General features: G+C 66.0%; 7 protein-coding genes and 1 tRNA gene. 2 read left to right on the top strand and 6 right to left on the bottom strand.

The features are described 5' to 3' along the window. Positions 1-274 precede the first annotated feature (274 nt). Positions 275-349: transfer RNA gene (locus FX134_RS11600), tRNA-Val, on the top strand. A 591-nt stretch (positions 350-940) separates the two neighbouring features. Here the strand turns inward: FX134_RS11600 and FX134_RS11595 are convergent. From FX134_RS11595 to FX134_RS11585, 3 genes are read right to left on the bottom strand one after another with little or no spacing between them, the layout of a single operon-like run. Continuing rightward, positions 941-1810, bottom strand: coding sequence for a dimethyl sulfoxide reductase anchor subunit family protein (locus FX134_RS11595; protein ID WP_080802048.1), 870 nt, complete (start codon positions 1808-1810; stop codon positions 941-943). Continuing rightward, entirely contained in the window at positions 1810-2445 is a 636-nt protein-coding gene (locus tag FX134_RS11590) for a 4Fe-4S dicluster domain-containing protein (RefSeq protein ID WP_080802045.1), read from the bottom strand. Before FX134_RS11590 ends, FX134_RS11595 begins: the two co-directional genes overlap by 1 nt. Before the next feature lie 3 nt (positions 2446-2448). Beyond that, complete coding sequence (locus tag FX134_RS11585) at positions 2449-5328, bottom strand: molybdopterin-containing oxidoreductase family protein (protein WP_080802042.1); 2880 nt, start codon at positions 5326-5328, stop codon at positions 2449-2451. 292 nt (positions 5329-5620) lie between these two features. Here FX134_RS11585 and FX134_RS11580 point away from each other — a divergent pair, with 292 nt between their 5' ends. Next, the gene (locus FX134_RS11580; protein WP_080802040.1) at positions 5621-6547 is read left to right on the top strand and encodes a LysR family transcriptional regulator; all 927 of its coding nucleotides are present in this window, start codon (positions 5621-5623) and stop codon (positions 6545-6547) included. Between the two features lie 361 nt (positions 6548-6908). Here FX134_RS11580 and FX134_RS11575 read toward each other — a convergent pair whose 3' ends face one another. Genes FX134_RS11575 through FX134_RS11565 form a run of 3 tightly spaced genes read right to left on the bottom strand, consistent with a single transcriptional unit; the run spans position 6909 to position 11422 of the window. After that, on the bottom strand, positions 6909-7778 hold the full coding sequence (locus tag FX134_RS11575; RefSeq protein WP_080802037.1) for a dimethyl sulfoxide reductase anchor subunit family protein: 870 nt from the start codon (positions 7776-7778) through the stop codon (positions 6909-6911). Continuing rightward, complete coding sequence (locus FX134_RS11570) at positions 7778-8398, bottom strand: 4Fe-4S dicluster domain-containing protein (RefSeq protein WP_080802034.1); 621 nt, start codon at positions 8396-8398, stop codon at positions 7778-7780. The genes FX134_RS11575 and FX134_RS11570 overlap by 1 nt, the downstream gene beginning before the upstream one ends. A gap of 15 nt (positions 8399-8413) precedes the next feature. Then, positions 8414-11422 carry a molybdopterin-containing oxidoreductase family protein gene (locus tag FX134_RS11565; protein WP_080802031.1) on the bottom strand — a complete coding sequence of 1003 codons (3009 nt, stop codon included), beginning with the start codon at positions 11420-11422 and terminating at the stop codon, positions 8414-8416. Between the last annotated feature and the right edge of the window lie 163 nt (positions 11423-11585).

Raw genomic sequence — 11585 nt, 5'->3', positions numbered from 1 at the left:
CTACCAGTATGACCAGCCGATCCAGCGGATTCATGGCGCACGACGACACGAAAGACCGCCCCGTTCTTTCGCGGATCCAGCGCAAATCACGCCTCGATCCAGCGCGGATCAAGCGGAAATCAAGCGCGGTTCCAGCAGAAATCAAGCGGAAATCAAGCGCGAGGAAAGACGAAAATCCATAAGCCCAGGTAGAAAGGATTTCCACAGCGAAGTTCGTTGCGCGGCGCGCGCCAGTATGCGAGAATGGAAAACCGCCGAAAGGCGTGTGGAAAACGGGCGATTGGCGCAGCGGGAGCGCAGGTCCCTTACAAGGACAAGGTCACTGGTTCAAATCCGGTATCGCCCACCAGACAGCATCCGAGGCCGGACATCGCGTCCGGCCTCGTCTCGTCTGCGCCGAAACCGGGGGGCGGAGCCTTTCGAGCTCCCGGCTGAATTTTTGCACGCAATGGACGATTCCACAGGGCGAAATGTCGCTTTGAGGGCACCCGCGCGAGGGCGCGCGAGGGAAGCCCCAGGTCGAAATGCCACCTCAGCAGCATCAATCCGTCCATTGCGCGCATTTTTTTTCGCAAGAGGCCCCGAAACCACGCCCGTAGCCCCTGTGGGGAACTGGCGCTCCGGCAAAGCGGCAGGAATTTGCGGCTGTGGCACGGATCAGGCTGAATTCGGGCGGTGCGGGCGACCAGCCGCCGACGTTTCCCCAGGTCGCGAATTTCGCGAACGCGCCGCGCGTGCCACAGCCGCAAATTCCTGCCGCGACCGGGAAGCCGCGCCGCGGAGCCCCCTGCGGGGGCGGCTCGTCGTCTGCAAGGGGGTTGGGGGAGACGAACCGCGCCCGCAGGGGGCTCCGGATGTCCCAAATGGGGACAGTCCCCATTTGGGACACCTTTTTGGCATAAAAGGGGACTGTCCCCTTTTATGCCATTTAGCGAAATCCCTAGTAGAACATGAAGACCGAGAGGCCGAGGTTGTAGAAGGCCACTCGCAGGCAGACCGCGCCGATCAGGGAGGCGATGACGGCGACTGCGCCCCAGAGCTTCCAGTTGGCGGACTTGCGGCCGACGATGGCGGCGACCAGGGGCACGATCGCGCCGACGACTACCGCGCCTCCCCAGAGCAGGGGCGCTTGGCCTCCGACGGTGGCGGCCGCGTCGGCCATGGCCTTGGTGGGATGCGTCGGGTCGAAGTAGAAGCCCACCTCGGCGAAGGAGCCGCCGGACGCCTGGAGGAAGGCGGCGAAGGCGATTGCCGCCGCGGCCGCGAGGGCCGCGCCGATCAGCGCGGGGAGCGCGACGGGCTTCGCATCATCGCCCTTGAGCGACATGATGACGGCCATCGTGCACGGGCCGAGGACGCAGGCATTCCCGATGACGTAGAGGATCCAGAGGACGCTGTCCCACGCAGGTCGGGCGGCCATCGTGTACGAGTGCGCCATCACGGCGACCAGCACCACGCACACCGCTATCGACACGCCGGCCAGCCACTTCGGCACGCTCGCGCCGTCGGAGGACTTGCGCATCATGACCAGGTACGCCACCGCGACCACGGCCAGCACCACGATGGCGATCAATTCCTGCGTGATGCCGCTCGTCAAGTGCCCGAACCCGTTGAAGATCCTCTCCCAGTGCTCCAGGTGGAAGAACACCGCCACGCCGCCGACGACCAGCAGCACCGCCGACGCCGCCCACGCCGTCATCTGCGACTTCTTACCCGCACCGCGCAGCGCCATCAGCGCCTGAGTCCCGAACAGCCCCGCGCTCCACGCCACCAGCGTGGTGAACACGATCAAAGGCCACTGCAGCTCCATTACGCCTCCCCTCCCATCCAGTCGTGATCCCTCAGGATGTACATGAGCGCGGGCTCGTTGCCCACGTTCGGCAGCGTGTGCACGTCGGCATCCGAGAACGGCAGGCAGAAGTCGCCCAGCACGATGCGCTCCGTGCCGTTCTCCGCGCCCTCGAACGTCTCGATGCCCGCGTCCAAGTCGCCGAAGAACCGCGCCATGCCGCCGCACTGAGACACGCACTGGGGCAGCTCCCCCTGCGCGATCTTCTGCTCGCAGAGGGTGCACTTCTCCACCACGCGCTCCTCTTCATTCAAATACCGCACGTTATACGGGCAGGCCATCGCGCAGAACTGGCAGCCGATGCACTTCGACTTGTCGATCTGCACCGTCCCGTCCTCAAGCTTGTGCGACGCGCCCGTGGGGCACACCTTCACGCACTCGGGCTCCTTGCAGTGCTGGCACTGCACCGGCAGGAAGTACAGGTAGGACGCCGGATCGCCTTCCTGCGACCCTTGAATGGACGCATTCGGCCCGATGCGCAGCACCTTGTTCCAGTAGCTGCCGATGGGCACGTTGTTCACCGCCTTGCACGCCACCGAGCACGACAGGCAGCCCACGCACCGGTTCAAATCGGTGACGATCGAATACTGCGTCATGATCTACTCCCTCCCCTCGTACGTCGGCAACCATTCCTTGAGGCGCGGGTCGTCGGGCGTGTGGATGATCTCCACGCCGTTGTGGTCGCACGGCACCGGGTTGCCGAACGGCGAGTTCTCCGGCGTCGCCTTGTATATCTTGCCCAGGTAGGCGCGCAGGTTCGACGCGCCGCAATGCGGGTCGCGCGCCCAGTTGTCGATGAGGTGATTCACGGCGCACAGCTCGTGGCCCGACCCCGACTGCTTGAACTCGGGGAACCACCACTGATGCTCGCAGTTGATGGTGCCGGGGCGGATGCCGTAGTACAGGTCGGCCACCTCGCGGATCTTGCCCCACGGCGTCTCGATCCACACCCAATCGCCCTGCTCGATGCCGTACTCGGCCGCGTCCTCAGGGTTGATCTCCACGCGCGGCACCGGCCACTGCTCGCGGCACCACGGCAGCTGTCGATGCTCGCTGTGGAAGTACACCGGGATGCGCCGCCCCGTCGTGATGATGAGCGGGTACTCCTTGTACATCTCCGGATCGCTCACCGGGCTGTGTGGCGGCTCCACGTAGGTGGGCAGGTTCCACTGCCCGTCGGGATGGTACGACTCCATCACCGTCGACCATATCTCGATCTTCTTCGTGGGCGTGTAGAAGCCGGGCAGCTTGTCGCCCTGCGAGCCCACGAACCCGCCCGCGTTGCGCGTGCGCATGCCGCCGGTCTCGTAGCGGCGGTACGTGCCCCACAGCTCCGGCTCGGTTTCCTTGCAGTCCCACCAGCCGTGCTCCTGGAAGCGCTCTTCGAACACCTTCCAGCCCTTCGGCTCGAAGCCCGCCACCGACATGTCCAGCATCTCCTCCACGCTGGGGTACTCGGGGTAGCCGGGGATCACGTTGTACGGCAGGCCCTTGTACTCGTACAGCATGCGGATGATCTCGCCGTCGAACTTGGCCTCGCCGGGCGGGTCGATGCACTTCACCGTGGCGCCCATCGCGCCGGACGCGCCCTGCGACGAGCGCGGGCTCGACAGCTCCAGGAAGTGGGCCGCCGGCAGCACGATGTCGCACAGGCCGCCGCCGGGCGTGTGCCAGAGGTTGGCCTCCACGTAGAAGTCCAGCTTCTTGAGCGCTTCCCACGTTGTGGTGGTGTTGCACTGGTTCATGAAGTTGCCCGACGAGTTGAACGCGCCCACCACCGGGTACGGCTCGCCCGTGAGCACGGCGTTCCACGTGGCGGTCGCGTCGGCCCACATGCCCCACCAGTACAGAAGCGGGATGTCCTCGCGGCCGAGGATCTTCTCCATCTGCCCGGGCGAGAGCATGGGCATGCCGGATCCGTTGTTGGCGAAGCCCATCTGACCGCCCTCGATGGGCGCGCGCGTGGAGGCGCGCTGGCCGGCGGGCGTGTCGTAGTTGCCCGTGATGGCCGTGAGGTAGTCGAGCGCGCGCACGTTCTGGATGGCGGTGTTGGCGTGCTCGGTGGCCAGCATGTACTGGATGCCGCCGTTGCCGTAGCCCTTCTCGGGATGCAGGCGCGTGCCGTACGCGAGCGCCGCCGCGCGGATCTGGTCGGCGGGGACGCCGGTGATCTCGGCCGCGGTGTCGGGGTCGTACTCGGCGCAGCGCTCGGCGTACTTCTGGAACACCGGCTCCACCTTGTGCACGGAGCCGTCCTTGAGCGTGACCTCGAACTCGCCGAACAGCGCCGGATCGATCTCGGGGTCGAACGGCGTGGGATCGATGACGAACCCTTGGTGCAGGCCCGGGGCCAGGTTCTCCTGCTGCGCCTCACGGCCGGCCGTGGGCTTCGTCCACTGTTCGCCTTCCCAGAAGCCCGTCTCGGCGTCGAAGTACGTGAGCTTGCCCGCCAGCTGGTCCCACACCATGAAGCGCTTCGGGCTGCCGCCCTCCACCAGGTCGGACTCCTTCAGCAGACGCGTCTTCAGCTCGAAGGGCGTCATGACGATGGGCGACGGCTCCGTCCAACCGGTGGGCTCCATGTCCTCGCACACGAGGAAGGGGGCGTTCGTCCACTTCTTCGTGAACAAATCGTCGTACAGCTCGTTCTCGATGACCACGTTCGACCAGGCCAGCGCCATGGCTCCGTCGGTGCCGGGGCGCAGGTGCAGCTGGAAGTCGGCCTCCTTGCCCATGTTCGTCTCGCGCGGGTCCACGCAGATGTGCGTGTTCGCACGCGTGGCCACGTCCACGGTGGTGCGGCAGCTATCGTCGTAGTTGGACATCTCCGACGCGCCGCCCCAGGCCACGTACACGTCGGGGTGCGCCACGGTCTCCATCCAGCTGTCGGCGAAGCTCGACACCATGAGCGTGGCCATGTGGCGCGGGCCCTTGCAGATCTGCCACGCCTGCACGATGTTGGGCGAGTCCCACAGATACATGCCGTTCGACGCGCCGAACATGCACCACACGCGCGACGTGCCGCACATGCCGAACAGGCTCTCGCCGCCGTAGCGCGCCTGCAACTCGTCGAACTTCGACACGATGGTGGTCATCGCTTCATCCCAGCTGATGCGCACCCAGCCAGGGTCGTCCGATTCCTTGTCGTTCGTGCGCTTCATCGGGTAATGCAGGCGGTCGGGGTGGTACGCCGCCTGGATGGCCGACTGCGATTTCGTGCAGCAGTTGCCCATCGACTGGAACGCCGTCGGGTCGCCCTCCATGCGGATGACCTTGCCATCCTGCACCACGGCGATGACGCCGCACTCCATCTTGCCGCATCCGCGACAGCCGGTGCGCACGCGCTTGACCGCCGACTCGCCCGATGCCGGCGCGTCGGTCTCGGCGAGCGCCGCAGCCGGGGACGCGATCGTCGCTGCAGCGGCCGTTGCCGCTCCCAGCTTCAGAAACGTCCTGCGGGATACTGAGAACCTTCCCATGCTCTCCTCCTCTTCGATCCGCATGTTCCCGCGCGCAGCCCGAAGGCGGCGCGCGCAGGAGGCGCCGTCAGCGCGAAAACGCGTCGGCCCGCCCCTCCTCGCCTTCCAGCATAGGCCGCGCCCCCTGCATGCGGAAATAACGATCAGGCACATGATCGGCCTCGACAATTCCAATCGAACCCCTTACCATTCCCGGGCGTTATCGGCCTATGCCGTTCGGGCATCGCTGAGCTGTCCGCAAGCGCTGGACGCGCAAGGGGTGGTAGAATGCACGCAGGGGGTGGGGATTCCCATGAACATCGACCAATGCAGGGAGTTCATCGAGCTGGCGCAATGCCTCAACTTCACCGAGGCCGCGCGCAGCCTCAACATCACGCAGCCCGCGCTGAGCAAGCACGTGCTGTCGCTTGAGCGAGAGTTCGGCGCCGACCTGCTCGACCGCAGCCGCAAGGGCGTGCAGCTCACCGAGGCCGGCCGCACGCTGTTCGAGAGCGCCGGCATCATCGTCAACGCCTACGACAACGCGCAGCAGGTCATCGACGCCCTCAAGGCGAAGAGCCCCGTGCGCATCGCCGGGCATATGGAGGATTCCGACGTCGCCTCCCTCGCCTCGCTCGCCACGATGATCGCCCGCGAGCGCCATCACGTGACGACCGTGTTCGAACGCGCCAGCGACGACCCTTTCGACCTGCTGGAAAGCGGGGAGATCGACCTGTTCGTAGGCTACACCCTGCCAGAGAGGATAGCCGAGCGCCACCTGGCGTCGCGGCCGTTTCTGGACATCCGGCTCGTGGCCATCGTGGGCACGTACCACGGGTTCGCCGCGCAGACGTCCATTGCATGGGACGACCTGCGCAACGAGACGCTCGTGCAGTTCGTGAGCGACAAGACGAACCCGGCCTGGGAGCAGATCGAGGCCATCTGCGCGCGGCACGGCTTCGCCCCGAAGACGCGCCCCGTATCGTCGCTCAACGACGTGGAGTTCTTCAGCACGCCTTTGCGCGGCAGCGTGCTCGTGTGGAAGAAGACGCAGAGGCAGATCGGCCTTCTGATGGAGACGGGCCAGCGCGCCTGCATCCCGCTGGTGGACGACGACGCGAAGCTGGTCGCCTACGCCGTGTACCGCCCGGAGAACGAGGAGCGCCTGCGCGAGTTCTTCGAGGCCGTCGACGAGGCGAAGGATCTGATGCGGAACCGCAAGGACCGCCGCGAAGCGTAGCGGGACCGAAGCGGGAAAACGGGGCTCCCGGCTGAATTTTTGCGCGCAATGGACGATTCCGCAGGGCGAGATGCCGCTTTAAGGATGTCCCCGCGAGGGCGCGCAAGGGAAACCCCAGGTCGAAATGCCACCTCAGCAGCATCAATCCGTCCATTGCGCGCATTTTTTTTCGCAAGAGGCCCCGAAGACGCGCCCGGAGCCCCCTGCGGGGGCGGCTCGTCGTCTGCAAGGGGGTTGGGGGAGACGAACCGCGCCCGCAGGGGGCTCCGGATGTCCCAAATGGGGACAGTCCCCATTTGGGACATCGAGGGATTTTGGCATAAAAGGGGACAGTCCCCTTTTATGCCATTCAGCGAAATCCCTAGTAGAACATGAAGACCGAGAGGCCGAGGTTGTAGAAGGCGACGCGGAGGCAGACCGCGCCGATCAGGGCGGCGACCACCGCGACGGAGCCCCAGAGCTTCCAGTTGCCCGAGCGCTTGCCCATGAAGGCGGCGACCAGGGGGACGATCGCGCCGACGACCACGGCACCGCCCCAGAGGAGGGGCGCCTGGCCCGCCACCGTCGCGGCGGCGTCGGCCATGGCCTTGGTGGGATGCGTCGGGTCGAAGTAGAAGCCGACTTCGGCGAAGGAGCCGCCGGACGCTTGGAGGAAGGCGGCGAACGCCACGGCTGTGACGGCCGCGATCGCGGTGCCGATCAGGGCCGGGAGCGCGACGGGCACCACGTCGTCGCCCTTGAGCGACATGATGACGGCCATCGTCGCGGGCCCCAGCACGCAGGCGTTGCCGATCACATAGAGGATCCAGAGCACGCTGTCCCACGCCGGCCTAGCCGCCATCGTGTACGAGTGCGCCATCACGGCGACCAGCACCACGCACACCGCGATCGACACGCCGGCCAGCCACTTGGGCACGCTCGCGCCGTCGTCGGACTTCCGCATCATGACCAGGTACACCACCGCGACCACGGCCAGCACCACGATGGCTATCAGCTCCTGGGTAATGCCGCTCGTCAGGTGCCCGAACCCGTTGAAGATCCTCTCCCAGTGCTCCAGGTGGAAGAACACCGCCACGCCGCCGACGGCCAGCAGCACGGCCGACGCCACCCACGCCGTCATCTGCGACTTCTTACCCGCGCCAACCAGCGCCATCAAGCTCTGGCTCGCAAAGAGTCCCGCGCTCCACGCCACCAGCGTGGTGAAAACAATCAAAGGCCACTGCAGTTCCATTATTCATCGCCTCCTTGCCACTTCATGTCGCGCAGGATGTAGCGGAACGTCGGCTTGTTCCCCACGTCGGGCAGATGATGCACCGCCTCGTCCGAGAACTCCTCCAGGAAGCTGCCGATGGTCTCGCCGCGCGGCCCCGCGAAATCGCGGATGTCGCCGTCCGCATCGCCGAACCAGCGCGCCATGCCGCAGCACTGCGACACGCACTGGGGCAGCTCGCCCTGCGAGATCTTCTGCTCGCACAGCGTGCACTTCTCCACCACGCGCTCCTCTTCGTTCAGGTAGCGCACCCCGTACGGGCAGGCCATCGCGCAGAACTGACAGCCGATGCACTTGCTCTTGTCGATCTGCACGGTGCCGTCCTCAAGCTTGTGCGAGGCGCCCGTCGGGCACACCTTCACGCACTCGGGATCGGCGCAGTGCTGGCACTGCACGTTCAGGAAGTACAGCTCCACGTCGGGCCACTGGCCGCTCCCGCCCTCTTTGGGGTTCGGGCCGATGCGCAGCGTCTTGTTCCAAAAGCTCCCGGTCGGCACGCCGTTGACTACCTTGCATGCCACCGAGCACGCCAGGCAGCCCACGCACCGATCCAGATCGGTGACGATCGCATATTGAGTCATAAGTCCCCTCCTCCCTTAGAAGTTGTCCGGATGGATACCGGCCGCGCCGATTTCCCACAGCTTCAGGCGCGGATCCGTCGAGTCGTGGATGATCTCGGTGCCGTCGTTGCCGCACGGGATGGGGTTGCCGAACGGCGAGTTCTCCGGCGTGGCCTTGTACACGCGCACCGGGTACGTGCGCACATTCGACGAGCCGTTGTACTTGTCCTGCGTCTTGCGGTCGGTGATGCAGTTGATGCACGACAGCTCGTAGCCCTTGTCGGCCTGCGCGAGCTCCGGGTACCACCACTGGTGCTCGGCGTTGATCATGCCCGGCTTGATGCCGTAGTACAAATCGGCCGTCTGGCGCACCTTGCCCCACGGGCTCTCGATCCACACCCAGTCGCCCTGCTCGATGCCCAGCTCGGCGGCCGTTTCCGGATTGATCTCCATGCGCGGCACGGGCCAGAGCTCGCGGCACCACGGCAGCTGCCGGTGCTCGCTGTGGAAGTACACGGGAATGCGCCGCCCGGTGATGCACGTGATGGGGTACTCCTTGTACGTCTCCGCGTCAGCCACCGGGCCGTGCTTGGGCTCGGCGTAGTACGGCAGCGCCTCGCTCGTGAAGCCGGGTGCCAGCTCCGGGCCGTCCGTCCCCTCGGGGAAGAACGACTCGATGGACGTGCACCAGAACTCCTGCTTCATCGTGGGCGTGGGGAAGCCGGGCTTGTTGATGTTGAGCTGCGCCGGCTGCTGATGCGGCGCCGGGCGGTACGCCTGGCCCACCTCGTAGCGGCGGTACGTTCCCCAGTCCTCGGGGATCTCGCGCTTCATGTTCCACCAACCGTGCTCCTGGAACGCGGCCTCGAGCTCGTTCCAGTCCTTGTAAGGCGCGCAGCCCTGCTTGCAGCACTGCACCGTGAGGTTCTCCACCTCGAGGTCGACGCCGGGCACGTTCTCGAGCCACGGATCGTCGCCGTCGAAGGCCGGCACGCCGAAATACTTGGACAGCTCCATGAAGTACAGAGGATCGCTCTTGCACTCCCCCGGCGGGTCGACCGCCTTCACGCACAGGCCGAAGCCGCCGGATGCGCCCTGGGCGATGCGGTAGGCGTTGATCTCGGTCCAGTGGCACACGGGCAGCAGGATGTCGGCCGCGCCTGACGTGGGCGAATGCCAGAGGTTCGCCTCGAACAGGAAGTCGAGCATGTTGAGCGCTTCCCAGTTGTACTTCGCGTTGCCCATGTTCATGTGGTCGCCGGAGCCGATCATGCCGCCGTGGATCTCGTAGGGCGCGTCGGGCTCCTTGTGCGCGCACTCCATAGCGGCGTTGGCGTCGCACCACACGCCGTACCAGTACAGAAGCGGCATCTTCTCGTTGCCCGCCATCTTGAGCGAGAGGTCGGGCGAGGGCATGAACGCGAACGCGCCCATCGACGGCAGCATGGAGCACGGACCGGACTGCTCGGTCCAGCCGCTCGTGGCGCCGCGCTGGCCGCCCGGCGTGTCGATGGCGCCCACCATCGCGCAGGCCGCCATGATGGCGCGGCAGTTCTGCGTCGAGTTGCCCGCGTGCTCCACGCCCAGGCCGTAGTTGATGCCGCCGTTGGGGATGCGCGGGTCGTCGCGCGTGGCCCACTCCACCACCGCGTCCTCGATGAGCTGGGCGTCCACGCCCGTGATCTCGGACACGCGCGCGGGCGTGAACTCTTGCAGGTACTCGGCCCACAGATCCCACGCGGGGCGTCCCTTATGCGTGCTGCCGTCCTTGAGCTTCACGTCGAACTCGCCGTAGAGCGCCGGATCGATGAGCGGGTCGAACTCGGACAGGTCGGCGATCCAGCCCGCCACCTTCGACTCGTCGTCATGCAGCCGCGATACGTCCTGGGTGAAGCCGGAGGTCTGCTTCTTCCACGTCTCGCCCTCCCAGTGCGCGTCCTCCGGATCGGCCTGCCAGTACGTCCAACGGTTGTTCAGCTGGTCGAACACGAGGTAGCGCTTCGGATTGCCCTCGCCTTCCACCTCCCAGTCCACCATGGACGGGTCGATGTCGGCCTCGGTGAGCAGGCGCGTGCGGTAGGCGTAGGGGCCCTTGGTGTTCTGCACGGCCTCGGTGTAGCCGGTGGGCTCCATATCGGGCACCACGACGAACGGCGCGTTCGACCAGCGCTTCACGAACTGCCAGTCCACCAGGTCGTGCTCGAGGATAATGTGGCACCACCCGAGCGCCATGGCGTTGTCGGTGCCGGGGCGCAGGTTCAGCCAGTATTTCGCCGTGCGGCCGAGGTTCGACATGCGCGGGTCGACCACGATGAACGCGTCGGCCTGACGAGCCACATCGGTGACCAGGCGCGACGAGTCGTCGTAGTTCGAGATGGACGGGTCGGTGGCCCACTGCACGTACTTCGTCGAGTGGTTGATCACCTCGCTCCACGACCACGCCTGCACGTTGTCCAGACGCGACGAGAAGTGGCGCGGCCCCTTGCACACCTGGTAGGCGGCCACGATGTTGGGTGTGCCGAACAGCTCGAGCGCCATGCCGGCGTCGGACTGCATGCACCACTGGCGGCCCGTGCCGCACCAGGTGAACAGGCTCTGCGCGCCGTACTTCTCGCGGATCTGCATGATGTTGTCGGCGATGGTCTGGTACGCCTCGTCCCAGCTGATGCGCACCCAGCCGGGGTTCTCGTCGCCCTTGGGGTTCGTGCGCTTCATGGGATGCTTGATGCGGTCGGGGTGGTAGGCCGCCTGGATGGACGCCTGCCCTTTGCTACAATGGTTGCCCATGGTGTTGAAGCACGACTCGTCGCCTTCAGTGCGGATGACCTTGCCGTCCTGCACGTACACCCACACGCCGCATTCCACCTTGCCGCAGCCGCGGCAGCACGAGCGGATCTTCTTGATGCCCTGGCCGCCGCCCTCCTGCTGCTGCGCGCTTTCGGCGAGCGCCTGCGCGGGATTCGCCCCGACGCCGAGCGCCGCCGCCGTGCCGACGACCGCCGCCAGCTCGGTGAACGAGCGCCGCGTCATGGTGAGCTTCCCCATATGCCCTCCTTCTCTCCGGTTGTCCTTGTCCGTGAATCGAGCATACCGGGCGTGCGAGGTGTGAGGAAATAACGTCTGGGGAGATCGTGCGACCGGTGATGCGAATAAGGCATATCGTTATTCCGTTTCCCCTGCCTGGCTCCCAGTGTTTCGGCGACGCGAT

The organism is Arabiibacter massiliensis (assembly GCF_902386925.1).
GTDB classification, from domain to species: Bacteria; Actinomycetota; Coriobacteriia; order Coriobacteriales; family Eggerthellaceae; genus Arabiibacter; species Arabiibacter massiliensis.
This window is presented reverse-complemented; position numbering and strand designations above follow the sequence as displayed.

Bases quoted from the DNA above. Each gene is read 5' to 3' on its own strand.
- FX134_RS11570 (WP_080802034.1), bottom strand. From the start codon at position 8,398: ATGACTCAATATGCGATCGTCACCGATCTGGATCGGTGCGTGGGCTGC.
- FX134_RS11585 (WP_080802042.1), bottom strand. From the start codon at position 5,328: ATGGGAAGGTTCTCAGTATCCCGCAGGACGTTTCTGAAGCTGGGAGCG.
- FX134_RS11590 (WP_080802045.1), bottom strand. From the start codon at position 2,445: ATGACGCAGTATTCGATCGTCACCGATTTGAACCGGTGCGTGGGCTGC.
- FX134_RS11575 (WP_080802037.1), bottom strand. From the start codon at position 7,778: ATGGAACTGCAGTGGCCTTTGATTGTTTTCACCACGCTGGTGGCGTGG.
- FX134_RS11580 (WP_080802040.1), top strand. From the start codon at position 5,621: ATGAACATCGACCAATGCAGGGAGTTCATCGAGCTGGCGCAATGCCTC.
- FX134_RS11595 (WP_080802048.1), bottom strand. From the start codon at position 1,810: ATGGAGCTGCAGTGGCCTTTGATCGTGTTCACCACGCTGGTGGCGTGG.
- FX134_RS11565 (WP_080802031.1), bottom strand. From the start codon at position 11,422: ATGGGGAAGCTCACCATGACGCGGCGCTCGTTCACCGAGCTGGCGGCG.